The organism is Gordonia sp. NPDC057258 (assembly GCF_042668985.1).
Taxonomy (GTDB): Bacteria; Actinomycetota; Actinomycetes; order Mycobacteriales; family Mycobacteriaceae; genus Gordonia; species Gordonia hongkongensis.
This window is the reverse complement of sequence record NZ_JBHUXZ010000001.1, coordinates 432,966-456,878: the sequence shown is the minus strand read 5'-3', so window position 1 is coordinate 456,878 and position 23,913 is coordinate 432,966. Positions and strand designations below refer to the sequence as shown.

The following is a 23,913-nucleotide window of genomic DNA, read 5'->3' as shown; positions in this document are numbered from 1 at the left end:
ACCGTGTCGCGTGTGTGGCGGGCGTTCGGATTGGCTCCGCACAAACAGGATTCGTGGAAGCTGTCGAGAGATCCCTTGTTCACCGAGAAGGTCCGCGATGTCGTCGGGCTCTATATGAACCCACCCGAACGTGCCCTGGTGCTTTGCGTTGACGAGAAGACCCAGATCCAAGCTCTCGATCGCACCCAGCCGATCTTTCCCATGCTCCCGGGCACCCCGCAACGGGCCAGCCACGACTATGTGCGCAACGGCACCTCCAGTCTGTACGCGGCGTTGGACATCGCGTCGGGAAAAGTGATCGGTTCGCTTCACTCACGGCATCGGGCAACAGAATTCATCGGGTTTCTCCGCAAGATCGACGCCGAGGTGCCCGACGAGCTCGACGTCCACCTGGTCATGGACAACGCCTCTACCCACAAGACGCCCGCGGTCAAACGATGGCTGACCTCGCACCCACGATTCGTTGTCCACTTCACCCCGACGAGCTCATCCTGGATGAACCTCGTCGAACGCTGGTTCGCCGAACTGACCACCAAGAAGCTCCAACGCTCCCCCCACCGCACCGTGAGAGCGCTCAACGCCGACATCAGAGCATGGATCGAGACCTGGAACGACAACCCCCGCCCCTACGTGTGGGTCAAGACCGCTGACCAGATCCTCGACTCCATCGCCCACTACTGCACATGAATTAATGACTCAGAACACTAGCTGCCTACGCCGAGGCGGCTCGTATGTCGCAGCCCGAACTGGTGGCTGCGTTGCGAGATCTGCTCGGCGCGCGGCTGGTCGCCTACCTGGGTCGGGTGAGCGAGACCCGGGCGGTGCGGCAATGGGCTGACGGCACCCGCACCATCGCCAACCCCGAGGACGTCGAACGGCTCCGGATCGCCTACCGCGCCGCCCGCCTGATCACCGAACGCGACACCCCCGCCGTCGCACAAGCCTGGTTCCAGGGCCTCAACCCGGTCCTCGACGACCGGGCGCCGGCATTGCTGTTGCGCGACGGCGAGCTCGCCGACGTCGGACCGCAAGTACTCGCCGCCGCCCGCCAATTCGCCGCGGTGGGATGAACCAACCACAGCCTTCGACGATCAGCACCCCGCACGGCCCGATCACCACCAGCATCCGGACTGCCACGCCCATATATCGAGTCGGATACGCGCCCAGCCCGTGGGAGTGGACACCATGGGAGTACGCCACCGACGACCGCTTCGCCGGCCGCTGGGACGACCCCGACGGGGGTGTGGCGCACCTTGTACTGCGCCGACACTCCCCTGGCCTGCTACCTCGAAGTCCTCGCCTTCGCCCGACCCAGCCCACAACTGATCGCCGAGCTCGACGACATCGTCGTCGACGAGGAAGACGAGCAGGACTACCCCGCGCTGCCGCCCGGCCACGTTCCGCGATCGTGGTGCGATCTACGGATGATCGGTCACGGCACCCTGACCGGACGGTTCGCGGTGCCCGCCGACCCGGACAGCCTCGCCACCCTCCGGACGGTGTTTCGGCCGCTCGCGATCCGCTACGGGCTCGATGACCTCGACACCGCCGCGTTGCGGGACGGCCGGCCCCGCGGGCTCACCCAGGCCATCTCCCGCTGGATTTACGCCCTCACCGACCACGGCCATGCAGCGGTCGACGGGATCGAGTTCGACTCCCGACACGGCGACCAGCTGCGCATGTGGGCGCTCTATGAACGCGCCGCCGACCCCGACATCAGCCCCACTCCGGCGTTCTCGACCACTCCCCCATTGACGCCGCGGATCCACAACTGGCCCGCGCCCTGACCCTCTTCGGACTCGAGTGGACTCCACATAACCGGCCTGAAACAGGCTGTGCCGCATCGTCGAACGAGCATGAGGATAGCTCGACCAACCGTGGTGGTCCTACGATCGTCTTCAAGTTCGGGATAGCGAACCTGCACCGCTACGCCGCCCACACCGGTGGACGCCGATTCCCAACCTCGTCTCAGCCGGGATGCCGGCCCGGCAGTTGCGCCAGTTCACGATCGTCGGCTCCCTGGTCGACCAACCTTGTCCGGGTCCGCTCCAACCACGCACGGGCCCACTCCGGGTCGGCCGCGGTCAGCATCCGATACTGTTCTGCCCATATGCGGCGCAGATAGTCGGGCGCGCCGGGCGAGTGCAGCCGATACGACGCCGCTTCGGCGATCGCCACCGCAACCCAGCTCAGAAACTCCTCTGGATCGCTGGACTGCCGGTCGAACATCACCGTGCCGCGTTCGCGGATGATCAAGTGCCACACACCGTCCGAGTCACGCACGCACGAGGGCGTCGCGTCGTCGGGGATGTGACCCAGGCGAGGCACATCGGACGGCTCCGCCGACATCGTCGCCGCGAGATCGGCTATCCGGCTGCGCATCTCGGGGTCGAGCTGGTCGTCGGCGCCCGACGTCATCCGGGGAAGACGCTCTCGAGCACACCCGAACACAGCAACCACTGGGTGTTGACGAAACCGCTTGTCTCGTTGAAACATCCGCGATGGTCCTCGATCAACCCGGGATCGAGGAGCTGCTGGTCGATCTGATATTGAATGCCGCCGCCCGGCTGACCGAAGCCCTTGGCGATACGTCCGATCCACACCTTCACCGGGCGCATGACCACGTACACGTGATAGTTGCAGAACTGAGGGTTGTCTTTGTCGACGAGGTTCTCCGGCGGAAGCGCCCGCCTCTTGTAGTGCGTGCCCGCGGGGGCCAGGAAGCGACCATTGGCGGGACCATAGCGATCTATCCGCTTGTTCGGGTTGAGGGTGGTCACCGACTTCTTGGCGGACCCGTCGGGGTTCAGCGTGTATCCGTCGTGGTCCGGATAGTCCCACTTGTCCCCTTTCCGATACGTCTGCAGGAACTCGCTCGGACTCAGACCCGCGAGCCGGTCGTAACCCCTCAACTGCGGACCCACCGGGGCATCGGTCGCCAGAATCTTCGGACCGAACAGTTCGTCGTTGTACAACAACTGTGCGGAACATCCACCCGCCTCCGGCCCGCCCAGCGATCCGAAGTCCAACGATCTCAGGGGATTCGGTGCGGCCGCCGCGACCCCTCCCCCGGACACCGCCAGCGCAAGACTGAAGAAGATGGCGAGCAGAGCATGGCGACGTTTCATGGCCGCGCCTTTCGATGGGTACGTCCGGAGGTCACGCAGTGCGGAAACTAACCGATCGACGACACGATGGGGCCTGAACTGCAAAGGTCCGACTCAGATTCGACCGGACGTCCCAAAGGGCTACCGCCGACGGTGTTCCGACGGCGGGATGCCGTAGCGCTTCTTGTACGCGGCCGCCAGCCGACTGGGGCTCGAAAAGCCCCATCGCGCAGCAACTTCGGCCACCGTGTCGGTGTTGTCCGGTTCGGTGAGGTCGTGGTGAGCCCGGTCGAGTCGGATGTCCCGCAGCGTCTGGGTCGGACTCGCACCGACGTGTTCGGCGAAGCCCTCCTGCAGTCGTCGGAGGCTCGAGCCGCTCAGTTCGGCCATGTCCGCCAGACGCCAGTCGCGTCCCGGATCGTCGTGCAACGCGTCGAGCACGCGCTTGACCATCCGCGGGCGCAGACCGGTACCCGCCTCTTCCGGAGAGACAGCGAGGAGGAACGCGCTGCTGATCGCGCTCGCCAGCTGCGGTCCGACCAGCGGGTTCGACAGGAGGTCGGCGGGTTCGCGCACCTGAGCCGACAATGCACGCACGAGCCCGAACCATGCCTGTTGGTCGGGTCCGGCGAGATCCAGCTGATCCGGCAGCCGCAACTGTGAACGCAGCGCCGACGCCCGGACCCGGTCGGCCTCACGTTCGAGGTACTCGGCGTCGAACTTCACCCCGACCACGACGCAGTCCGCCGACCACCGGGTGATCGTCGACGGGCGGTCCGCGGTGAAGACCGTGGCCGTCCCCTCCTCGGACGTCGTCTGCACCGATCCGGCGCGCGAGTCCAGGACGCCGCGGACCGGGATGTTGATCTCGTAGGCGCCCGGATAGTCGCAGGAGATGGAGACATCGGTCCCCCAGTTGAGCTTGCCGATCGTGACCGGTCCCAGCTCGACGGTCTGCAGGTTCAGATTCAGCTGATCCGGCGACGACAGCGCGGTCAGCTCATGCGGGAAGTACACCTCTTCGACGGCACGATGCGCCGTCTCCCAGTCACTGGTGGATGTGGTGCTCCGCATGGATGTCTTCCTCGTACTCCGGTCACGCAAGGGTCCCGCGTCTCGATTCAACCCGGTGACCGGTCACACTCGCCACCCTCCTCAGAGACTGCGATCACATCGTCGCGCGATCGGTGCCGCCGGCGCGCGAACCGTATCGACCGCCGGTCCGGCGGTCCCTAGTGTCACCTCGCACCGGGTCGCCGACAGCCTGCCGGCGCAGACCCCCGGCCTCGAGACGAACACAGCGGAGGAACCCATGACCAGCACCATGTCGTGGATCGACGACATCACGATGACCGAGCTCGAACGCAACCCCTACCCCGTCTACGAGCGTCTCCGCGTCGAGGCACCGCTCGCGTACATCCCGATCCTGGGCTCCTATGTAGCCACGACCGCGGACATCTGCCGGACGATTGCCACCAGCCCCGACTTCGAGGCGGTCATCACCAAGGCGGGCGGGCGGACCTTCGGACACCCGGCGGTGATCGGGGTCAACGGGGCGATCCATGAGGACCTGCGGTCCATGGTCGACCCGGCCCTGCAGCCCCAGGAGGTCGACCGGTGGATCGACGACCTCGTCCGGCCCATCGCCCGCCGATACCTGAGCGACTTCGAGGATGTGGGGCGCGCCGAGCTCGTTGCCCAGTACTGCGAACCCGTCAGCGTCCGCGCGCTCGGCGACCTGCTCGGCCTCCAGTCGGTGAGTTCCGACAAGTTGCGTGAATGGTTCCACAAACTGTCGGTGTCGTTCACCAATGCGGGAGTCGACGAGAACGGCGAGTTCACCAACCCGGACGGCTTCGCCGAGGCCGACGCCGCGAAGCTGGAGATCCAGTCGATCGTCGATCCGCTGATCGACAACTGGATCGAGAATCCCGACGACAGCGCGATCTCGCACTGGCTGCACGACGGGATGCCCGACGGGCAGACCCGCGACCGCGACTACATCTATCCGACGCTGTACGTCTACCTCCTCGGAGCGATGCAGGAGCCGGGTCACGCCATGGCGTCGACACTCGTCGGTCTGTTCAGTCGCCCGGATCAGTTCGAGCAAGTCGTCGACGAGCCGGGTCTCATCCCGCGCGCGATCTCCGAGGGCATGCGGTGGACGTCGCCGATCTGGTCGGCGACCGCCCGGATCAGCACGACGGACACCGAGGTCGCCGGCGTCGACCTGCCGGCGGGCTCGGTGGTCCTGATGTCGTACGGATCGGCCAACCACGACCACTCGGTCTACGAGGCGCCGTCGGAGTACGACATCACGCGACCGCCCCTGCCTCACCTGGCATTCGGTGCCGGCAACCACGCGTGTGCCGGCATCTACTTCGCCAACCACGTGTGCCGAATCGGACTCGAGGAGCTGTTCGAGTCGATCCCGAACCTCGAGCGCGACGACAGCAGCGACGTCGAGTTCTGGGGTTGGGGTTTCCGTGGCCCGACGTCGTTGCATACGGTCTGGGAGGTGTGACGATGTCCGACCCGACGACCCGGTCCGACCCGACGACCTTCCGCATCGACACGCCTACGACCTCGGTGACCTGCGGATCCGGGCAGCGGGTTCTCGATGCCCTGCTACGTCAGGGTGTGTGGATTCCCAACTCCTGCAACCAGGGAACCTGCGGTACCTGCAAGGTACGCGTCACCGGCGGAATGGTGGACGCGCCGCCGACCCCCGACACCGTGCTGTCCGACGGCGAGCGGGACCAGGGATACGTGCTGTCGTGTCAGTCGACGCCCACCACCGACATCGTCGTCGAACCACCCGCGGACGAGTCCGGCGCGCACCACCACGCGTTGCGCGATCTCGCCGGAACCGTCAGCTCCCTCACCACGGTCGCCGACGACACGGTCTCCGTGACGGTGTCGCTCGACGACCCGTTCGAGTTCACCGCGGGCCAGTACGTCGAGTTGTCGATCCCGGGCACGGACCAGACACGTCCGTACTCGATGGCCAACCCGCCCAGCGAATCCCGCACCCTCGAGTTCCACATCCGCCGGCAACCCGACGGTCTGGCCACCGACGGGTGGATCTTCGATTCGCTGACCGTCGGATCGTCGGTGTCGATGACGGGGCCCTGGGGTGACTTCTGTCATCGAGAGGACGAGCCGGGAGTCGGACTCATCCTGCTCGCCGGGGGTACGGGCCTCGCGCCGCTGAAGGCGATCGCAAGAGCCGCGCTGGAAACCGACCCCGATCGCGAGATCCACGTCTACCACGGCGTCCGCACCGAGGCCGAACTGTACGACGTCGACTTCTGGCGCACACTCGCAACCGACCACCCGAACATCCGGTACACGCCCTGCCTCAGTCGCCAACAGTGGTGCGGCCGCACCGGTTACGTCGGCGACGCGATGATGACGGACTTCGACTCCTGCCGCAGTTACGCCGCGTATCTCTGCGGCCCGCCCGCGATGGTCGAGGCGGGGGTCCGGGCACTCAAGCGGCGACGGATGCCCCCGCGCCGGATCAGTCGGGAGAAGTACACGCCCGCAGCGAGTCTCGTGACGCTCTGAGGCGGCCCGGCAGTCGCGTCGGTCCCAGTGGCCGAGGACCGGCTCAGGCCACGTCCTGCACGTCGGCGGCCGACGCGCCGGTGATGATGTCGAGGACACGGGGGTACTCGGGCGCGTTCGAGGTGACCACCGAACCGTGGTTGCCGCCTGGGATCAGTACGGCCTCCGCGTCGCCGCCGGCCTTCACGACGGCGGCGGCGTACCGCTGTGAGTTCGCCGGGGAGACCATTCGGTCGGCGGTGCCGTGGACGGCGACCACCGGGGTGTCGGGATCGATGTTCTGGATGGGATCGACCATCGTGTACCGCTGCGGAACCTGCGCCGGGGTGCCGCCGAGGGCGGTCACGATGCGGTCGTCGCCGTGCGTTGCGGCGTAGGTCATGTCGAGCGGACCGGCGAGGGAGACGACGCGCGTCGGGCGGAACAATGGTCGGGCACCGACCTCGTCGTCCTCCAGCTTGTGCCGGGTGCCGCCCCAGACCGCGAGTTGCGCTCCGGCACTGTGCCCGACGACCAGCTCGTCGTCGGTGTCGATCTGCGGGAACTGCCGGTCCACCACGACGACGTGGTCCAGGGCGCTCGCGACGTCCCGGAACGTCGTCGGCCAACCACCGCCCGATCCGACGCGGCGGTATTCGATGTTGTACACGGCCATGCCCCGATCAGCGAGGTCTCGTGCCAGCGGCTCGAAGACGTCGGCGCCGAGGGCGCTCTGCCAGGCACCGCCGTGGATGAGGACCACGAGCGGGATCGTATCGACCCGTTGCTCACCCGCGGGCAGGTACAGTTCGGCCCAATTCTGTTCCGAGTCACCATCGTCCGGCGTCGGGTAGTCGAACCGGTGGACGGTCACCTCGTCGAGGTACTCGACCGGGGCGGCTGTGGCACTGCTGCTGGGGGTCGGGGTCGGCATGGTTCCCGTGGAGCACGCGGACAGTCCCAGCACGCCGGCGACGACGACCCCCAGTGTTGATGCGGACGCGACGCGACGAGGCCGTCACCGCACCCTCAGGGGTACGGGCGTGATCGACGCGCCGCTACGCAGGGTCGCCGGCAGCGGTCCGAACCCGGGCCACAGATCCACCGGCACCGTGACCGTCGCGCCCGCGGGCAGCGAGATCGACGTCGGGCTGACCGCGATGCGATCGGTGAAGGTGTCGCTGCGTTCGACCTCCAGTCGGAGCCGCTGTGCCCGTCCTTCGGATCGAACGGTCACTCCCGACGGAGAGGTGGCCCCCACCGTGACCGCCGAGCCCGGGCCGAACGCCAACTGCGTGGTCTCGGTCGACAGTGATCGCTGCGAATTCTCGGTCGCGACTTCGAACTCCGCGGTCGACGGTGCCGACGAGGTCACCCGCATCCCGTGCCGGGCCGGATCGGCGTCGATGACCGCGACCGCACCCGCGGGCACCTCGAGATCACCCATCGCGACCACGCCGCCCGCGCTGAGCACGGTGGCGTCGATGTCCGCGGTCCGACCCGCTTCCACCCCGTCCACGACGATCCGGAACTTCCGGTTCGCGGGCACCGTGAACGTGGCGGAGTTGTCGTTGTTGAACAAGATCTTCTTGTCGACACCCGGGATCGCACGACCGGCGGGATCGGTGACCGGCACGTCCCAGTCGACGTCGCCGACAGCGCGTGCACCGCCGTTGTTGTCCGACACCATCACGACCGTCTCGTCGTTACGCAGCTCCGGATCCTGATGACGTGCCAGGATCGGTGCCAGCGGAACAAGCATCATCTTGTTGGCCGGCGACCCCTGGAACAACAGTGTCGGCTCGGACGGGTTGGTGGCCGTCGAGTAGTACCAGCTGTTGGCAGCCGGGTCGGCGACGATCATCTTCTCCACGCCGGGGAAGTTGTTGTCGTAGACGACGATGCCGCGCTTGCCCTGGCCCAGATCGCGGATGGCGATCGGGTTGATGGCGTGCCCGGCGCTCTGCTCCTCATCGGTGTAGATCGCCAGGACGTAGTTGTCGTTGCGCGCCCACGCCGACCGGAGTTGCGACAGCGCCCGGGTGACCGACACCTGGGACTGGACGAGGTCGGTGGGCGGGAAGCCCTGGGTGATGAACATCCGCGCGATGAGTTCGTCCAGCGGCGCCGACCGGCCGATGCTGTAGACCGGTTGTCACGGCAGCGCCAGTGGGAACGGGTTCAGACGTTTGGTGGCATACAGTGCGGCGAGCGCGGCCATTCCGAAGCAGTGCCCGCCCGCCATCGACTCGTTGAATTCCTGCTGCAGCAGTTCGGCGACCGTGGTCGGCGAACACACACCGACCACGATGCGTGCGCAGACCTCGTCGCCGAAGACCGCCCGCATACCCTCGACGCTCAGGCCGCGGGTGTGCAGAGCGTCGTTCGGCCCCCAGTTCTCGAAGGAGGAACCGTCCCGTTTGACCTGGAAGTCGGCCTGCGCGACGAGCTTTCCGGCGTTGGGGTTCACCACGGGCGCCGCCTGCGACGGACCGGGGGCGACGATCGACAAACCTGCGGCCACCGCCAGCACAAGTGCTGTCACCGAGAGACGCATCAGCCATCGACTACCGCGCGTGCCTGTGAGCATCGCTAAACACTAGCGGACAATTCAGACACAACCCGAGTAGCCGGTGAATTCACCGGATCGATTTCTGAATAAGTCCCAAAATGTTTGTTGCGGCAGTTCGGCCCGCAATTCCGACCGAACTGCCGCAACGTGATTGCGGGTTGTTTCGGATTCGCCTACTTGACGCCCGAGAACACGTACTGCAGTACGGCCAGTGCCAGTTCGTTGTCCTGGATCGCCTGCCACAGGATGTTGTCCACCATGTTCGTCTCCGTTTCGATGTTCGCGTGAGGGGTCGGGTCCGGCACCGAGCAGGAAACCGTGGGTCGCCCCGCCCCGGCGCTGTCGATCCTACGTCGACTGCCGGGCGAGAGTTCGCCGGGCGATCCGCGCGACCGCCTCGTCGATCAGACGGCCCGCACTGTCCGTGGCCGCGGCGCCTCCCGCGGCGTCGAAGGCCGTCAGGACGTCGCGGGCGGAGGCGACCTCGGCGTCGGTCGGCGCCATCCCCGCGCGGGCAGGGGCGATCTGTCGCGGGTGGATGCAGGCGCGACCGCGGAAACCGAGGGCGGTCAGCCGCCGGGTCTCGTCGGCGAAGCCGTCCGGGTCGTCGATGACCGGCGACGCCGCGCCGAGCGGTGGACCGATCCGCGCGGCCGCCGACGCGGCGACCACCTGCGAGCGTCCCCACAGCAGTTCGTTGCCGACACCGAGGTGACCACGAGGTCGGCGGCGAGGTCGACTTCGCCGATCTGGACGAACTCGACCCGCGGTCCGGCCGCGATCGACGCCGCGTTGCAGAGTCCGGCCCCGGTCTCGATCAGCGGCGACACCGGTGTGCGGGGTCGTCCCCACTCGGCCTCGAGCTCGGCCAGCATGGTGTCCACCCGCTCGAGCGTCGCCGCGTCGTCGACCTTGGGCAGCCAGACGCCGTCGGCGCCGGCCCGCACCGCCATGGTGAGGTCGTCGAGGAGTTCGGCTCCGGGGTTGACCCGCACCCAGACGGGGACGCCGTCCCGGTCGCGGTTCTCCAGCCACGCGCCGACGGCGATGCGTGCGGTGTCCTTGCCCGACAACGGCACCGCGTCCTCCAGGTCGAGGACCACGGCATCGGTCCCCGACCAGACCGCCTTGTCGAAGCGCTCGGGCCGGTCGCCCGGGACGTACAGGAAGACCAGCGCCTGCGTCATCCGACCGTGACGGTGCCGTTGACTAGCGCCTTGGCGATGACCGTCCGCATGATGTCGTTGGGGCCCTCACCGATCGACATCAGCGGCGCGTCCCGGTAGTAGCGCTCGACGTTGAACTCGGTCGAGTAGCCGTATCCGCCGTGGATGCGCATCGCCTCGAGGCTCGCGGTGATCGCGGTCTCCGACGCGAAGTACTTCGCCATGCCGGCCTCGCCGTCGACGCGGGCACCCGAATCCGCCTTGGCCGCTGCCCAGTACGTCATCAGACGCGCCGCCTGCAGCTGGGTGGCGATGTCGGCGAGCTTGAGCTGGATGGCCTGGAAGTCCGAGATCGGCTTGCCGAATGCCGTCCGCTCACGTGAGTAGTTCAGCTCCGCGTCGTACGACGCCTGCGCCATGCCGACGCTACGGCCGGCGATGTTCAACCGACCGATCTCGAGGCCCGACAGCGCCTGCTGCATGCCCCGGCCCTCGACGCCGCCGAGCAGCGTCGACCGCGGGACGCGCACCTCGTCGAGGACGATCTCACACGACTCCGTGCCCTTGTAGGCCGAGCTTGCCCATGTCCCGCTGGACCTCGAAGCCGGGCGTGGTGGTGTCCACCAGCAGGATGCTCATGCCCTTGTGCGCCGGAGTGGCCGACGGGTCGGTCTTCACCAGTACCGGAAGCACATTCGCGTGGCGCGCGTTGGTGATCCAGGTCTTGGTGCCACGGATGACGTAGTCGTCGCCGTCCTTGGTGGCGGTCGTCTTGATGCCCTGTAGATCGGTTCCGGCCCCGGGCTCGGTGAGGCCGATTCCGGTGCGGCACTCACCACTTGCCAGGCGCGGGAGCCACTGTGCCTTCTGTTCGTCGGTGCCGTGGCGCGCGATCATCCAGCAGGACAGATTGTGACTGCCGAGGATTCCGGCGATGCCCATCCAACCGCGTGCGAGCTCCTCGTAGACGAGGGTGAAGGACACCATGTCGAGTTCGAGTCCGCCGAATTCCTCCGGCGTGGTGATCCCGAACAGACCCATCTCCCGCAGCCGGTCGACGATCTCGGTGGGATACCGGCCGGTGCGCTCCCACTCGTTGGCGACCGGGATGATCTCCTTGTCGACGAGCTGACGCAGGGCGGCGCGAAAGTCGCGCTGTTCGGAGTTGAAGCTGAAATCCATTGTGATCCTCGCTCTCAGGCGTGACCGGACGGGTTCGCTGCGTCAAACCCACGGCGAGATGGGCGTGGTGTGTGTCAGCCGGCGGCGACGATGGTCGTCGCGAGGGTGGTGATCGGTACGACCGACGACGCGTTCGGGAGACCGAACACCGCGTCGACGAGGTCATCGGAGGCATCTCCGCCACCGCTGTTCCCGCGGAACTTCGCGGCTACGGCGGCGTCGTCCATCGGTCGGCCCGAAGTGCCACGGCTGCACGGCACCTCGCCGACGACCCGGGAGCCGTTGGCGAAGGTGATGACCGCCCGGCCGGTGGCGTCGGCGGCCGGGCGGTCATCGGGCACGGTGGTGACCTCGACGAGTCCCGCGGTGGTCGCGACCTCGGGGCGCCCGATCGAGTCCACGGCGTAGGTGTCCACGGTCACGGCACCGTCGTGCACGAGGGCGGCGACGCTCCACGGCAAATCGAACTTGGCGTCGTAGACGCTGCGCGGGCTGCGCGTACCGGTGCCCGGGCCGCAGACGATCTCGACGCTGTCGGGGGTGGACGTCGACGGCGATGCTCGAGATGTTCCCCGGCGTGATCTCGCGACCCTGCTCACCGGCCCGTGACCAGTGCGGCGCCGACCGCGTCGAGCGCGGCATGCATCAGCTGGCAGCTCGGATACGGCTTGATGCCGGTACTGGCACTCTCCCAGCGGGTTCCGAGGTCGGCCACGATGATGTCGGGATCGATGTCACGATCGGCGAGCGCACGGTACAGACCGCGGCGGCCTTCGAGCACCGACTCGGGTCCGCTCGCCCCGGCCACCGCGAGCCGCGCGGCCAGGACACCGCTGAAGCCGGCGTTCCCGGGGTCCAGGGTCTTGGTGTTCGCGCCGGTGTCGAGGAACTCGAGGAGCCCGCCCGACGACGACGCGGCGATGCCGATCGCGTTGGTGAGCACATCGGCTCCGGCGCCGTACAGCAATCCGGCGGCGACGGCACCGGCGAGCGGACCGACGACGGCGGTGGCGTGCAGTCGCGCGCATGGAACCCGTGGGGCGCGGCCGCGCCGAGACGGCACGCGACCTCGAGCCCGGCCACCAGCGCGACGACGGTGTCGGCGCCGGCCGCGTCGACCTCCTCGGCGACCGCCAGCACCGCCGGGGCCACGACCGTCGTCGGGTGGACGAGCGCGCCGGCGTGCATGTCGTCGAAGTCGAGCGCATGCATCAGCACGCCGTTGGCGAACGCCGCCGCGGGGGCCGAGATCGCCTCGGCATCTCCGAGCGCGTGGGCCTGGGCGGGACCGCCGAGCGCGCGAGCCACCGTCAACCCCGGTCCGTCCTGGTCGAGGCGCCGGGCCCCGATCCCGTTGCCGATGCCGTCGAGCAGGTGTCGGAGTGCGGCGCGGCGGGTGGTCTCGGGGATGGCGTCGATGCTCAGGCCGGCGGCCCAGCTCGCGAGTCGGCGGGCGGTCACGACGGGGCCTGACCAGAGGGAGCCTGGGCGACCGCGCCGAAGGCGCCGCCGTCGACGAGACCACGGACGTCGTCCGCGCTGTAGACCAGCAGACCCATCACCTCGTCGAAGTTCTCGTTGCGATGCGGTGCCCGGCGATACTCCGTCTTGTCCGTGCCGAAACGCACCGGCGAGGTCACCTGCCGGACCTCACCCCACACCTCGTGTTCGGTGGTGGCGATGAGACCGCGTGCGAGCGTGTGCTCCTCGGTGAGCGCCTGCTCGACGTCGTTGATCGGCCCGGTGGGAACCCCGCCTTCGGTCAGCAGCGACACCCAGTGGTCGACGGTCGACTCGGCGAATCGGTTCTCCAGGATCGCAGCAGCTCGTCCTTGTGCTGCCCACGGGCGGCGAAGTCGGTGAACCGCGGATCGTCGAGCAGCTCGGCCAGACCGATGGCCTCGGCGAGGCGCACCCAGAACTTCTCCTTGGCGCAGCCGACGACGAACCAACCGTCGGTGGCCTCGAAGGCCTGGAACGGCACCAGCGACGGATGCGCCGAGTTCTTGGTGCGACCCGGACGGTAACCGGCATTGAGATGCCATGCGGCCGGGTAGGTGAGCATGGAGACCGCCGTGTCGTACAGCGAGACGTCGCAGTCGCCGCCGACACCGTCGCGGCGCGCGGCGTGCAGACCGGCCATCAGGCTCAGGGCTGCGACGAATCCGCCGGAGAAATCCACCAGGGACAGCCCGGATTTCGTGGGTGGTCCGTCCGGATCGCCGGTCAGGTTCATCCAGCCGGCCAGGCCCTGCAGGATGTAGTCGTAGCCGGGCTGTTTGGCGCGCGGACCGGTCATGCCGAAGCCGGTCAGGCTGCAGCAGACGATCGCCGGGTTGAGGTGTTTGAGATCGTCGTAGGTGATCTTGATCTTCGCCGGGACGTCGCCGCGCAGATTGGAGTAGACCGCGTCGCTGGTCCGGACGAGGTCCTCGAACACCTTGCGACCGCCGGGGGTCGCAAGATCCAGTGAGAGACTGCGCTTGTTGCGATTGAAGGCCTCGAAGAACAGGGAATCCTCGCCCGAGTTGTCCGGGGGGACATACCTTCCGACGTCGCCGCCGGACTGCGGCTCCTCGATCTTCAGCACGTCCGCGCCGAGGTCGGCGAGGTGGACGCTGCCGAACGGGCCGGCGCCGTACTGCTCGATGGCGATGATGCGGACGTCCTCGAGCGGCTTCATCCAACGCTCCCCTCGGTGGTTCCGGTCAGCTCGGTCAGGGACGGGGCCTTGACCTCGGGGAAGTAGTTCTGTCCGATGCCCCTCTCGCGGGTCGCGACCATCACCGAACGCTTCCAGGAGATGACGACCTCGCCGTCCTGGTTGATCCCGCGGGTCACCATCGACACGATCCCCGCGTAGGGACGGGACTGGGACAGGCGCAGGTCGGTGCAGATGCTCTCGGCGTAGATGGTGTCGCCGACGTAGACCGGGTGGGCCAGTTTGACGTCGGTGAACTGCAGGTTCGCGACCGCGTTCTGGCTCATGTCGATGACCGAGAGCCCGAGGACCAGGGCGATGGTCAGACCCGAGTTCACGATGACCTTGCCGTCGGTGATGGGATTCGTCGCGGCGAGGTGGGAGTTGAAGTGGTTCTGGTTGGTGTTTATCGACAGGCATGTGATCCACGCGTTGTCGGTGTCGGTGTCGGTGTCGGTGTCGGTGTCGGTGTCGGTGTCGGTGATGGTGCGGCCCATCGGGTGTTGGTAGACGTCGCCCACGACGTAGTCCTCGAAGAGGCGTCCGAGAGTGGCGGGATGGGTGGCCAATGGTCCTCCTCAGGGTGCGGCGTCGTGGAATGCACACAACGGGCCGTGACGCGGACCACCATAGACATCTGATCTTTAGAACGTCGAGGATCTCGTCATCCTGGCGATACCCTGAGTTTCGCCGCAGGTGTTGCCGAACCCCTCCGATGTATCGCATGATGCTGCGGTGTCGAGGCCATCGCGGTGGCCTTCCTGCACGCCTACCGCAATCCGGCCCACGAGCAGCGCGTCCGGGACATCATCGCCGAGGAGTATCCCGGCGTGTTCGTCTCGCTGTCCAGCGACGTCGCCTCGCAGTACCGCGAGTACGAGCGCTTCTCCACCACGGCTCTCAATGCCTTCGTCGGTCCGAAGACCTCCCGCTACATCGAGAACCTGGCCGGCAAGGCCAAGGCCGCTCAGGTCGGCGAGGACGTCCACCTGATGACCTCCGCCGGCGGTCTCGTCACGTCGCGCAGCGCCAGCGAGGTCCCGGTGTCGCTCTTGACCAGCGGTGTCGTCGCCGGGCTCCTCGGCGGCTGCTTCATCGGCGAGGCGTCGGGTTACCCGAGCGTCATCACCCTCGACGTGGGCGGCACCTCCGCCGACATCGGCGTCGCGCCCGACGGCAAGCTCCGCATGAAGCACCTGCTCGACACCCGCATCGGCGACTACCACGCGATGGTGCCGATGGCCGAGGTCGACACCATCGGTGCCGGCGGCGGCTCGATCGCCAGCATCGACGAGGGCGGCATGTTCCGCGTCGGACCGCGCAGCGCGGGCGCGATGCCCGGCCCGGCCTGCTACAACCGCGGCGGCACCGAACCCACCTCCACCGACGCGATGGTCGTGATGGGCTGGCTCCGCGAGGACAGCTTCCTGTCGGGAACCATGGAGGTCAAGACCGAACTCGCCACCGAGGCGGTCCAGACCCACATCGCCGACAAGCTCGGTGCCGACATCGAGCACGCCGCGATGGGCATCTTCCAGATCCTCGCGCACTCGATGACCGAGGCCATCTCGCTGCACTCGGTCCGCAAAGGCTATGACCCGCGCGAGTTCTCGCTTGTCGCCGAGGGTGGCGCCGGGCCGCTGTACGCCTGGCAGATCGCCGAGCACCTCGGCATTCCGCGTGTCATCGTGCCCGGGCACCCCGGGATCACCTCGGCGGTCGGCCTGCTGACCACCGATGTTCGCTACGAGGTCCCGACGACCGTGTGGACCTCGTCGGCCGAACCGGATCTGGAGCTGCTGCGTCGCGAGATGGACCGGCTGTCCGAGCAGGCCGTCGCCCAGCTTCGCGCCGACGGCATCGCCGACGACTCGATCACCCTCAAGCGCAGCGTCGACTGCCGTTACGTCGGACAGGGTTACGAGCTCCGGGTTCCCGCGCCCGCCGGCGACATCACCGCCGAGTGGGTCGAGCAGACCGCAGCCACCTTCCACGAGGTCCACGGGCGTACGTATTCGCAGCGCTTCGACGACAAGCCGGTACAGCTGGTCAACATCCGCGTGACCGGAGTGGGCGCGGTCGAGCACATCCGCATCGCCGAGATCGAGAAGGGCGGCGCGGACGCGTCGTCGGCGATCAAGGCAACCACCCGCGCGCTGTTCTGGAAGAACGACTCGGCCGATCCGGAATGGGTCGACACCCCCATCTACGACCGCGCACTCTTCAAGGCGAGCAACACCTTCGACGGCCCCGCGATCGTCCAGCAGTTCGACTCGACGACCATCGTCGGCATCGGACAGAAGGCCACGGTCGACGCCGTGGGCCACATCATCATCGAGAGGAGCGCCTGACATGGCGAAAGCTCTGATGCCCACGGACGGCGTTTCGCTTGCCGCCGAAGCCAACCGGACCTGGAACACCGTCGAGGTCGACCCGATCACCCTGCGCGTCATCGGTGGTGCGCTGAACTCGATGGCCAAGGAGATGGCCCAGGTCCTCTACCGGATGGCCTACTCGAGCCTGATCCGCGAGTCCGAGGACCTCGGCGCCGGCATCTTCGACGTCAACGGCCGCGAACTGTGCGAGTCGGATTCGACTCCGATGCACTGCGGTTCGATCCCCGCCTACATCCGCGGCGTCAACCGCAAGCTGGCCGGGACCTACAAGCCGGGCGACGTGATCCTGCACAACCACCCGTATCACGGTGCGGCCCACTCCCCCGACTACGGCGTGATCATCCCGATCTTCTGGGAGGGTGAGCACATCGGGTTCGCCGGCTGCACCGGTCACGTCTCCGACATCGGCGGCAACTTCCCCGGCCTGTGTATGGACGTCGTCGACGTCTGGGCCGAGGGCAAGCTGATGGACTCGATGAAGATCTACGACGGCGGCGTCCGCAACGACATGCTGATCCAGCACATCCTGGACAACGTGCGCACCCCGGAGCAGAACCGCGGTGACCTCGAGGCACTCATCGCCTGCTCGCGCATCGGTGAGAAGCGGTTCGTCGAACTGCTCGAGAAGCACGGGCTCGACATCGTCATGAGTGCCGCCGACCGCTGGATGGACTACTCGGAAGAGATGCTGCGCAGCCGGATCCGGCAGATCCCCAACGGCAGCTACGAGGCACCGATCGGCTACCTCGACGACGACGGCAAGAACCGCGGTGTGCCGCTGAAGGTCGCGGTGCGCGTGCAGGTCGAGGACGAGGACGTCCTCATCGACCTCACCGGTTCCAACGACCAGGTGCCGACGGCGTTCAACGTGCCGTTCGAGGGTTCGGTGCTGCCGGTGGCGGTGAGCGCGATCCGCACCATCCTGCTCGACGAGTACCTCACCGAGGAGTTCGTCCCGCAGAACGACGGGTGTTTCCGACCGGTGCGCGCCTACGCGCCGGAGGGCACGATCTTCAACCCGGACTTCCCGGCATCGTGTTTCGCACGCTTCTCGCAGGTCAACCGCATCTTCGACTCGATCAACCTGGCGCTGGCGCCGGTGCTGCCCGAGCGGGCGATCGCCGGCTCGTCGGCGGCGCTGTGCGCCATCGCGTACTCGGGTCTGGCCGAGGACGGTGAGTCGTACTGGGTCTACATCGAGATCAACGAGGGTTCCTACGGCGCCCGTAACGGCAAGGACGGCATGGACGCCGTCGACGCCCTGATGGCCAACACCCGCAACAACCCGATCGAGGAACTCGAGCTCAACCACGCGATGCGTGCCGAGCGCTACGAGCTCCGCGACGAGTCACCGGCACCCGGCCAGTGGCGCGGCGGCATCGGCAGCGTGCGGACCTGGTACATGCAGACCGACACGTTCCTCGGCTCCGAGGCCGACAACCGCACCGACCCGCCCGCGGGCGCCCTCGGCGGCGGCGACGGCGCGTCGGGTTCGTTCGTCCGCAACCCCGGCACGCCCGAGGAGGAGGTGCTGTTCTCGAAGGTGACCCAGGAGGTCATCCGCGAGGGCGAGCGTCTCGAGATCCGGATGCCGTCGGGAGGTGGCTTCGGCGATCCGTTCCTGCGCGATCCGTTCGCGGTGCTCTCCGACGTGTGGGACGAGTACCTGTCCGCGGACGAGGCGCGTCAGGACTACGGTGTCGTCGTGAACACCGACGACTGGACCGTCGACGCAGCGGCCACCGAGCAGCTCCGCGCGTCGCGGGTGGCGTCCTGACCAGTGACATCGGAGGGGCCGGCGATTCTGTCGTCGGCCCCTCCGGCGTGTCCGAGAGCGAAGCGGGCGAAGGTCGTTCTGCCGACGTCGTTTCCGTTGCCGAGCGGTTGAACACGGTCATCTCGTGGGTTCCCGCCGAGTTGCGGTCCGATCCTGCGGCGTCCGGCCCCCTGTCGGGTGTGCGGATCGGGGTGAAGGACAACATCGAGGTCGCTGGCGTGCGCTCCACCTGTGGGTCCGAGTACTTCGCCGACCGGGTGGCATCTGCCGACGCGGCGTGCGTGACCGCCTTGAAAAAGGCCGGTGGCGTCATCACCTCGACGCTGAATCTCGCCGAGTTCGCCGTCGGTGTGACGAGTCAGAACTCGGCATCGGGTGGGACGGTGAATCCCTGGGCCGCCGACCGGGTGCCCGGCGGTTCGAGTGGTGGGTCCGGTGTCGCGGTGGCGGCGGGGATCGTCGACGTGTCCCTCGGCACGGACACCGGCGGATCCATCCGGCTGCCTGCCGCGTGCTGCGGTGTGACCGGCCTGCGCCCGTCCGTCGGCGTGCTCGACATGACCGGGATCTTCCCGGTGAGTGCCGACTTCGACACCGTCGGTCCGCTCGCCCGATCGGCCGCTCTGGTGCGGGAGACGTTCGGGGTGCTCGCGGGCGCCGACTCGGCGCCGTTGCGGAGCGGGTCGTTGCGGATCGCGCTGCCCTGGCCGTTCGTCACCGAGGATGTGGACCCGGCAGTGCGCGACGCGGTGGTCGGTGCCGCAGACCTGCTTCGCGACCTGGGCCACAGTGTCGTCGACGTGCCGGTTCCGCATAGCGCATCGGCGCAGGACGTCGTGTACACCCTCATCTACTCGGACTTGGCGAAGACCCACGCCGAACGACTGCGGGACGAGCCGAGCCGATTCCAGTCGGCGACGCGCGAGCGGATCCTGCTCGGACTCAGCATCTCCGACGGTCAGGTGACCGCGGCGCGGCGACAACGTGATGTGTTCCGCGCTGCCACGGCCGAGCTCTTCGACGACGTGGACGTGGTCCTCACCCCGGCGATGCCGGCGGACGTCCCCCTGCTCGGTGGTGACGATGCAGTTGTCGCACAGGCACGTCGGATGGGCCAGCTGACCTACCCGTGGTCGTTGCACGACGGCCCGACGCTCGCGCTGCCGGTGGGAGTCCACCCGTCCGGGATGCCGATCGGGGCTCAGCTGACCGCGGTGAAGGGTGGCGAGGGAACGCTGTTCGCTCTCGCCGAGCAGTTCCAGGCGCAGACGGACTGGCATCGACGGCTCCCGCCGGTCCGGGTCGGTGTGGGCTGAACTCGGGCGGGGCGGGCCTGCTCAGCCCTGGCGTCTGAGCAGGTCCATCTGCTTGTAGACGTCACCCAGGTGGTCGAGGTGGCGTCGCATGAGGGTCATCGCCGTCATGGAGTCCCGCTTCTCTACCGCATCGAGGATGGCGCGGTGGTCCTCGTCGACGCACTTCCAGAAGTCCTCGGGCGCGGCGTCGCGGCTGAATCGGCTGCCGATGACGCGGAAGACCGGCACGGTGATCAGGTCGAGAAGCGGATTGTCCGCGGCCCGGAGCAGCACGCGGTGGAACTCCTGGTTGTTCGCATACACCTCCGGACCGATCTCGCCCGAGGCGTCGAAGATGGTGGCGCGCAACTCTTCCAGGTGTGCGTCGGTGTGGCGGTACGCGGCCACGCCGGCGGCCGGGACCTCGGTGAGCTGCCGGACCTCCATCAGTTGGTCAACAGTCACGCCCTCGGCCGCCGCGAGCAGCGTGACCCCGGCTTCGAGGTGAGCGCTCAGTTGGCTGATGTCGGGGGTGGCGACAAACGTTCCACCGGTGACCCCGCGCGTCGTGTGGACGAGATTCTCGCTGGCGAGCGACCGGATGGCCTCCCGGACGGTGCTCTGCCCCACGCCGAACTCGGCCCGCAAGTCTGTGTCGGGTGGCAGCCGGGTACCGGGGGTCAGTTCACCCGCCAGGATGCGTACGCGAAGCGCGTCGGCCACGACCTGGTACGCCGGGCGTCGGCCAGACTTATTCGCTTCCGTCACAACATCTTCCGATCGTGGATGGGGTGTGATCCAGCTTACCAGATCGGCGAGGCGGAGACGACGCTGCGCCAAGGGTTTTCGGATGCGGCCTGGCGGGGGTGGACCCCGGCGTGGTCAGCTCCGGTACGTCACGCCGGTCGTCGGCGCCCTGCTCGTCGAGTCGACGCCTCCACCTCGGCAATCGCGGAACGGAGCATCTCCGCGAAGTGGCTCCAGTACGCGGCCTCGTCGTCGTAGAACCGGATGGTCCGCGAATCGGCTGCTACCAACCGGGCGCCGTTTGCTCGGCTCTGCCAGTTCTCCCACTGGTCCTCACACACTTCGAGATAACCGGCGAGCGTCGCAGCGTCGTGGTTCTGAAATGCAGCGATCCTGCTCGGCATCGAAGTCCCCTCGTCCCGGTGTCAGTCGTGCACACGCTATGCCGTGGGTACGACAATTCTGAGGTGCGAGCGAAGCGAGCCAACTTCTGCTCCCTGAGGAGGCCGGAGCTTGCGGAGGCGCCACCCCCTGCTCCCTGAGGAGGCCGGAGCTTGCGGAGGCGCCACCCCCCTGCTCCCTGAGGAGGCCGGAGCTTGCGGAGGCGCCACCCCCCTGCTCCCTGAGGAGGCCGGAGCTTGCGGAGGCCGTCACGAAGGGTCCTGGTGAGGTGCGTCGCCAAACCCTTCGAGGCTCGTCGCTATCGCTCCTCGCACCTCAGGGAGCAGGGGGTGGGTCGCTTGCGCTCCTCGCACCTCAGGGATCAATGGTCATGTCGTTCTTCCGGATTGGGGAGGGATCAGCCAGCACCGATCAGCACGGCGGTACCAAGCCAGACGAGCGCGACGACCTTCAGGACCTCGAAGCCGACGTAGACGAGGTGGGCGTGACTTCGAGGTCCGTCGTGTCCGGCGAGCACTGCGTCGGACCGCTTGGTCAGTGCCGGTCGGACGGCCACCAACTGAACGGCGAGCGCGGCAATCGCCACACCGGCGGTGATCGGCACGGCAGCGCCGGACCACGAGCCCCACACAACCGCGATCAGAATGCCGACCGCCCAGACGATCTCAGCCGCATTCAGCGCCCGGAACACCAACCGGCCGATGCCGAGACCGATGGGCAGAGTCACCCCGGGGGCACGGAACTTGAGCGGCGCCTCGATGAACGAGATGGCGAACACCATTCCGAGCCACAAGAAGGTCAGCGCGGTCACCACCGCGCCCGCGGTGCTCATCGGGCGCCGGTCCGGAGCAGTTCCGGTCCGAATGTCTCGTAGTGAATCCGGCTCTCGTCGACGTCGCGACCGACGAAGGCCTCACGCATCGACGACAGGAATCCGGTGGGACCGCAGAGCATGATGTGAGCATCCCTCTCGACGTCGAGGTTGTCGAGGGTCATCTGTCCGATGCGGATCGCGTCCGAGACGACGTGCGGCGAGGCGCTCTCGTACCACTGGATCAGCCGGCCCGACGGGAGCGAGTCGACCAGCGCAGCCAGCATGCCGCGGTGCGGCTGACGATCCCGCGAACGGTCGGCGTGGAGGACGGTCACCGGCCGGGTGTCGCGCTTCTCCGACAGGGCGGTGAGCAGCCCGATCACAGGTGTGCAGCCGATCCCGGCCGAAGCGAGCAGGAGCGGAGCGTCGTCGTCGGGCAGCACCAGGTCACCGAAGGGCGTGCTGACATCGAGGAGGTCACCTTCGAAGACGTGCTCGTGCAAATGCGCCGACACCTCGCCGGCGAGTTTGACACTGAACCGCCATCGCGACTCCGCCGGCGAGCCCGTGAGGCTGTACTGGCGGATCTGCCGGGCGCCGTCGGCCAGGGGGACCTGCAGGGATATGTATTGTCCAGGTCGGAATCTCGGCAGATCACCGTCGACTGCATCGACGGTCAGCGCGATCGTGTCGGGAGAGACCTGCACGCGGTCGGTGACCCGGACCTCACGCCAGACCTGCCCGGGACCGACGTCGGCGGCGGCATACAGTTCGGCTTCCGATGCGATGAGCAGGTCGGCCATGTCCCAGTACAGCTGATCCCAGGCATCCGCGACGTCGGGAGTGACCGCAGCGCCGAGCACTTCGACGATCGCAGCGAAAAGATGCTCGTGCACAACGGCATACTGATCGGCTGTGACCCCGAGTGAGGCATGCTTGTGTGCGATGCGGTCGAGGATGAAACGCTGGCGACGGACGTCGGGCTCGAGCTGGAGACGAGCGAACGCGGCTATCGAACCGGCAAGGGCCTGCGGCTGATCACCCGACTTCTGGTGCGTGCGGTTGAAGAGATTGTCGAGCAGATCGGGATGCGCGGCGAACAGTCCGCGATAGAAGCGCGGGGTGATCTCCGCAAGCGACCCTTCGACGGCGGGAAGCGTGGCGGCGATCGTCGCGCGTTGGGTGTCAGACAGCATGAGAACTCCTTTGTTCATCTGCTCATCGGGTTGGTGCGCAGGAAGAATGTGTGACGGGTCGAGCGCCGCCCCCGCTGGTTGAGCGCCGCCCCCGCTGGTTGAGCTTGTCGAAACCACCACCGCAGCAGGCGGTTACAGCGTCAGGTCGCTGTGGGTGCGGCAGCTTCGGATACCGGTCCGTCCCGCGGCGGCCGGGACGACAGCGACAGCAACACCGCGGTCGTCGGCTCGCGGGCGAGATCGGCGACCGTCTCGGAGTCGAGACTCTCATAGAATGCGGCGACCGCTCGGGCGAGGGACCCCCGGAGCCGGCAGGCGTGGCGCAACGGGCAGGGTTGTGCGCCTTCGCATTCCACGACCTCGCCGTCACCTTCGAGCGAACGGGCGAGCCACCCGACGCGGGCATCGCGGCCGAGTTCGGTGATCGTCAGCCCGCCGGTTCGACCGCGCCGAGCGTGTACGACGCCGAGTTCCGACAGCCTTCCGACGACCTTGGCGACGTGTGTGTATGGGACGGCGAGTTCGCGGGCGAGATCCTTGGTGGTAAGAGCTGTTGCAACAGAGTCATGTTGACCCGAGACGGCCAGCCGCATCACGACCCGGAGGCCGATGTCGGTGAAGCGCGTCAGTTGCATGTCGTAAGTAGAACACAAATTGGCACCTGAGATGCCAATTAAATGAGGTGACGCCGGTCACGCGAGGTGAGCCGGCCGGCTACTAGTCTGCGCCGACGCGGGCCGCGTGTGAGCGGTCCAGGCGTGGCCGTCGTGGTACCGGTCCACGTCCGGATACTGCGGGTCCGGGTACCAGCCACCCATCCCATTCCGTCCGGCGTCGACAGCCGAGTTCTTCGACTTACGGGACACCAGTACGACGATGCCGACGATCCCGGCACCGAGAACCGCCAGCAGCACGAGCAGGACGGCGAGCATCAGGATGATCGACATGCACGTACCGTACCGAGACCGGCGGGCGGCGCCACCGGGCCGACGCTCCGATTCCGTCGAAT

The 23,913-nt window shown here is 67.5% G+C and carries 22 protein-coding genes and 4 pseudogenes; 8 read left to right on the top strand and 18 right to left on the bottom strand.

Going from position 1 to position 23,913, the window contains the following annotated elements:
* From ACFUEJ_RS02130 to ACFUEJ_RS02120, 3 genes are all read left to right on the top strand, one after another.
* Nucleotides 1-687: IS630 family transposase (locus ACFUEJ_RS02130; RefSeq protein ID WP_388027273.1), on the top strand; the 687-nt coding region annotated here is incomplete at its 5' end.
* A 44-nt stretch (nucleotides 688-731) separates the two neighbouring features.
* On the top strand, nucleotides 732-1,070 hold the full coding sequence (locus ACFUEJ_RS02125; RefSeq protein WP_033204248.1) for a hypothetical protein: 339 nt from the start codon (nucleotides 732-734) through the stop codon (nucleotides 1,068-1,070).
* Nucleotides 1,071-1,241: 171 nt separating this feature from the next.
* Complete coding sequence (locus ACFUEJ_RS02120) at nucleotides 1,242-1,787, top strand: RES domain-containing protein (protein WP_223258854.1); 546 nt, start codon at nucleotides 1,242-1,244, stop codon at nucleotides 1,785-1,787.
* A gap of 181 nt (nucleotides 1,788-1,968) precedes the next feature.
* Here the strand turns inward: ACFUEJ_RS02120 and ACFUEJ_RS02115 are convergent, their stop codons facing one another.
* The 3 genes from ACFUEJ_RS02115 to ACFUEJ_RS02105 all read right to left on the bottom strand — a co-directional run bounded on the left by ACFUEJ_RS02115 (nucleotide 1,969) and on the right by ACFUEJ_RS02105 (nucleotide 4,181).
* Nucleotides 1,969-2,418, bottom strand: a complete 450-nt coding sequence (locus tag ACFUEJ_RS02115) for an Imm63 family immunity protein (RefSeq protein WP_058253051.1) — start codon at nucleotides 2,416-2,418, stop codon at nucleotides 1,969-1,971.
* Nucleotides 2,415-3,128 (bottom strand): TNT domain-containing protein, encoded by a 714-nt coding sequence (locus tag ACFUEJ_RS02110; RefSeq protein WP_058253050.1) that lies wholly within the window; start codon nucleotides 3,126-3,128, stop codon nucleotides 2,415-2,417. Before ACFUEJ_RS02110 ends, ACFUEJ_RS02115 begins: the two co-directional genes overlap by 4 nt.
* A 120-nt stretch (nucleotides 3,129-3,248) precedes the next feature.
* Nucleotides 3,249-4,181, bottom strand: coding sequence for an AraC family transcriptional regulator (locus ACFUEJ_RS02105; protein WP_058253049.1), 933 nt, complete (start codon nucleotides 4,179-4,181; stop codon nucleotides 3,249-3,251).
* Nucleotides 4,182-4,419: 238 nt separating this feature from the next.
* Between ACFUEJ_RS02105 and ACFUEJ_RS02100 the strand changes: the two genes are divergently transcribed.
* The gene (locus tag ACFUEJ_RS02100; RefSeq protein WP_058253063.1) at nucleotides 4,420-5,631 is read left to right on the top strand and encodes a cytochrome P450; all 1,212 of its coding nucleotides are present in this window, start codon (nucleotides 4,420-4,422) and stop codon (nucleotides 5,629-5,631) included.
* Between the two features lie 2 nt (nucleotides 5,632-5,633).
* Nucleotides 5,634-6,677 carry a 2Fe-2S iron-sulfur cluster-binding protein gene (locus ACFUEJ_RS02095; protein ID WP_058253048.1) on the top strand — a complete coding sequence of 348 codons (1,044 nt, stop codon included), beginning with the start codon at nucleotides 5,634-5,636 and terminating at the stop codon, nucleotides 6,675-6,677.
* Between the two features lie 43 nt (nucleotides 6,678-6,720).
* Here ACFUEJ_RS02095 and ACFUEJ_RS02090 read toward each other — a convergent pair whose 3' ends face one another.
* From ACFUEJ_RS02090 to ACFUEJ_RS02050, 9 genes and pseudogenes are all read right to left on the bottom strand, one after another.
* Nucleotides 6,721-7,590 (bottom strand): alpha/beta hydrolase family protein, encoded by an 870-nt coding sequence (locus ACFUEJ_RS02090; RefSeq protein WP_388027266.1) that lies wholly within the window; start codon nucleotides 7,588-7,590, stop codon nucleotides 6,721-6,723.
* Between the two features lie 84 nt (nucleotides 7,591-7,674).
* Nucleotides 7,675-9,246 (bottom strand): annotated as a pseudogene (locus ACFUEJ_RS02085) (hypothetical protein).
* A 155-nt stretch (nucleotides 9,247-9,401) separates the two neighbouring features.
* Complete coding sequence (locus ACFUEJ_RS02080; RefSeq protein ID WP_255220179.1) at nucleotides 9,402-9,533, bottom strand: hypothetical protein; 132 nt, start codon at nucleotides 9,531-9,533, stop codon at nucleotides 9,402-9,404.
* A gap of 43 nt (nucleotides 9,534-9,576) precedes the next feature.
* Nucleotides 9,577-9,732: a hypothetical protein gene (locus ACFUEJ_RS02075; RefSeq protein WP_388027263.1), complete on the bottom strand. Its 156-nt coding sequence runs from the start codon at nucleotides 9,730-9,732 to the stop codon at nucleotides 9,577-9,579.
* A 65-nt stretch (nucleotides 9,733-9,797) separates the two neighbouring features.
* The gene (locus ACFUEJ_RS02070; protein WP_388027261.1) at nucleotides 9,798-10,415 is read right to left on the bottom strand and encodes an HpcH/HpaI aldolase/citrate lyase family protein; all 618 of its coding nucleotides are present in this window, start codon (nucleotides 10,413-10,415) and stop codon (nucleotides 9,798-9,800) included.
* Nucleotides 10,412-11,576, bottom strand: a pseudogene (locus ACFUEJ_RS02065) (acyl-CoA dehydrogenase family protein). The gene ACFUEJ_RS02070 and the pseudogene ACFUEJ_RS02065 overlap by 4 nt, the downstream one beginning before the upstream one ends.
* A gap of 74 nt (nucleotides 11,577-11,650) precedes the next feature.
* Nucleotides 11,651-13,037 (bottom strand): annotated as a pseudogene (locus tag ACFUEJ_RS02060) (MmgE/PrpD family protein).
* Nucleotides 13,034-14,259, bottom strand: a pseudogene (locus tag ACFUEJ_RS02055) (CaiB/BaiF CoA transferase family protein). Before ACFUEJ_RS02055 ends, ACFUEJ_RS02060 begins: the two co-directional pseudogenes overlap by 4 nt.
* A complete protein-coding gene (locus ACFUEJ_RS02050; protein WP_388027259.1) occupies nucleotides 14,256-14,846 on the bottom strand; it encodes a MaoC family dehydratase in 591 nt (196 codons plus the stop codon). The pseudogene ACFUEJ_RS02055 and the gene ACFUEJ_RS02050 overlap by 4 nt, the downstream one beginning before the upstream one ends.
* Before the next feature lie 177 nt (nucleotides 14,847-15,023).
* On the opposite strand from ACFUEJ_RS02050, the gene ACFUEJ_RS02045 reads away from it, so the two are divergent.
* Genes ACFUEJ_RS02045 through ACFUEJ_RS02035 form a run of 3 tightly spaced genes read left to right on the top strand, consistent with a single transcriptional unit; the run spans nucleotide 15,024 to nucleotide 19,766 of the window.
* A complete protein-coding gene (locus tag ACFUEJ_RS02045; protein WP_388027301.1) occupies nucleotides 15,024-16,628 on the top strand; it encodes a hydantoinase/oxoprolinase family protein in 1,605 nt (534 codons plus the stop codon).
* Between the two features lies 1 nt (nucleotide 16,629).
* The gene (locus tag ACFUEJ_RS02040) at nucleotides 16,630-18,450 is read left to right on the top strand and encodes a hydantoinase B/oxoprolinase family protein (RefSeq protein ID WP_388027256.1); all 1,821 of its coding nucleotides are present in this window, start codon (nucleotides 16,630-16,632) and stop codon (nucleotides 18,448-18,450) included.
* Between the two features lie 47 nt (nucleotides 18,451-18,497).
* Entirely contained in the window at nucleotides 18,498-19,766 is a 1,269-nt protein-coding gene (locus ACFUEJ_RS02035; RefSeq protein ID WP_388027254.1) for an amidase, read from the top strand.
* A 21-nt stretch (nucleotides 19,767-19,787) separates the two neighbouring features.
* Here the strand turns inward: ACFUEJ_RS02035 and ACFUEJ_RS02030 are convergent, their stop codons facing one another.
* The 6 genes from ACFUEJ_RS02030 to ACFUEJ_RS02005 form a co-directional block, all read right to left on the bottom strand.
* Nucleotides 19,788-20,513, bottom strand: coding sequence for a FadR/GntR family transcriptional regulator (locus ACFUEJ_RS02030; RefSeq protein ID WP_065632057.1), 726 nt, complete (start codon nucleotides 20,511-20,513; stop codon nucleotides 19,788-19,790).
* A 128-nt stretch (nucleotides 20,514-20,641) separates the two neighbouring features.
* Nucleotides 20,642-20,896 (bottom strand): hypothetical protein, encoded by a 255-nt coding sequence (locus tag ACFUEJ_RS02025; protein ID WP_058253038.1) that lies wholly within the window; start codon nucleotides 20,894-20,896, stop codon nucleotides 20,642-20,644.
* A gap of 395 nt (nucleotides 20,897-21,291) precedes the next feature.
* Nucleotides 21,292-21,726, bottom strand: a complete 435-nt coding sequence (locus ACFUEJ_RS02020; protein ID WP_065630633.1) for a hypothetical protein — start codon at nucleotides 21,724-21,726, stop codon at nucleotides 21,292-21,294.
* A complete protein-coding gene (locus ACFUEJ_RS02015) occupies nucleotides 21,723-22,904 on the bottom strand; it encodes a globin domain-containing protein (RefSeq protein WP_058253036.1) in 1,182 nt (393 codons plus the stop codon). The genes ACFUEJ_RS02020 and ACFUEJ_RS02015 overlap by 4 nt, the downstream gene beginning before the upstream one ends.
* Before the next feature lie 140 nt (nucleotides 22,905-23,044).
* Nucleotides 23,045-23,539 carry an Rrf2 family transcriptional regulator gene (locus ACFUEJ_RS02010; protein ID WP_058253035.1) on the bottom strand — a complete coding sequence of 165 codons (495 nt, stop codon included), beginning with the start codon at nucleotides 23,537-23,539 and terminating at the stop codon, nucleotides 23,045-23,047.
* A 57-nt stretch (nucleotides 23,540-23,596) separates the two neighbouring features.
* Nucleotides 23,597-23,851: a DUF2510 domain-containing protein gene (locus tag ACFUEJ_RS02005; RefSeq protein ID WP_058253034.1), complete on the bottom strand. Its 255-nt coding sequence runs from the start codon at nucleotides 23,849-23,851 to the stop codon at nucleotides 23,597-23,599.
* Between the last annotated feature and the right edge of the window lie 62 nt (nucleotides 23,852-23,913).

What these genes read in the sequence shown, in the direction of transcription:
- ACFUEJ_RS02125 (WP_033204248.1), top strand. Translation starts at nt 732, where the DNA reads ATGTCGCAGCCCGAACTGGTGGCTGCGTTGCGAGATCTGCTCGGCGCG.
- ACFUEJ_RS02115 (WP_058253051.1), bottom strand. Translation starts at nt 2,418, where the DNA reads ATGACGTCGGGCGCCGACGACCAGCTCGACCCCGAGATGCGCAGCCGG.
- ACFUEJ_RS02110 (WP_058253050.1), bottom strand. Translation starts at nt 3,128, where the DNA reads ATGAAACGTCGCCATGCTCTGCTCGCCATCTTCTTCAGTCTTGCGCTG.
- ACFUEJ_RS02105 (WP_058253049.1), bottom strand. Translation starts at nt 4,181, where the DNA reads ATGCGGAGCACCACATCCACCAGTGACTGGGAGACGGCGCATCGTGCC.
- ACFUEJ_RS02100 (WP_058253063.1), top strand. Translation starts at nt 4,420, where the DNA reads ATGACCAGCACCATGTCGTGGATCGACGACATCACGATGACCGAGCTC.
- ACFUEJ_RS02095 (WP_058253048.1), top strand. Translation starts at nt 5,634, where the DNA reads ATGTCCGACCCGACGACCCGGTCCGACCCGACGACCTTCCGCATCGAC.
- ACFUEJ_RS02090 (WP_388027266.1), bottom strand. Translation starts at nt 7,590, where the DNA reads ATGCCGACCCCGACCCCCAGCAGCAGTGCCACAGCCGCCCCGGTCGAG.
- ACFUEJ_RS02075 (WP_388027263.1), bottom strand. Translation starts at nt 9,732, where the DNA reads ATGGCGCCGACCGACGCCGAGGTCGCCTCCGCCCGCGACGTCCTGACG.
- ACFUEJ_RS02070 (WP_388027261.1), bottom strand. Translation starts at nt 10,415, where the DNA reads ATGACGCAGGCGCTGGTCTTCCTGTACGTCCCGGGCGACCGGCCCGAG.
- ACFUEJ_RS02040 (WP_388027256.1), top strand. Translation starts at nt 16,630, where the DNA reads ATGGCGAAAGCTCTGATGCCCACGGACGGCGTTTCGCTTGCCGCCGAA.
- ACFUEJ_RS02025 (WP_058253038.1), bottom strand. Translation starts at nt 20,896, where the DNA reads ATGCCGAGCAGGATCGCTGCATTTCAGAACCACGACGCTGCGACGCTC.
- ACFUEJ_RS02020 (WP_065630633.1), bottom strand. Translation starts at nt 21,726, where the DNA reads ATGAGCACCGCGGGCGCGGTGGTGACCGCGCTGACCTTCTTGTGGCTC.
- ACFUEJ_RS02015 (WP_058253036.1), bottom strand. Translation starts at nt 22,904, where the DNA reads ATGCTGTCTGACACCCAACGCGCGACGATCGCCGCCACGCTTCCCGCC.
- ACFUEJ_RS02010 (WP_058253035.1), bottom strand. Translation starts at nt 23,539, where the DNA reads ATGCAACTGACGCGCTTCACCGACATCGGCCTCCGGGTCGTGATGCGG.
- ACFUEJ_RS02005 (WP_058253034.1), bottom strand. Translation starts at nt 23,851, where the DNA reads ATGTCGATCATCCTGATGCTCGCCGTCCTGCTCGTGCTGCTGGCGGTT.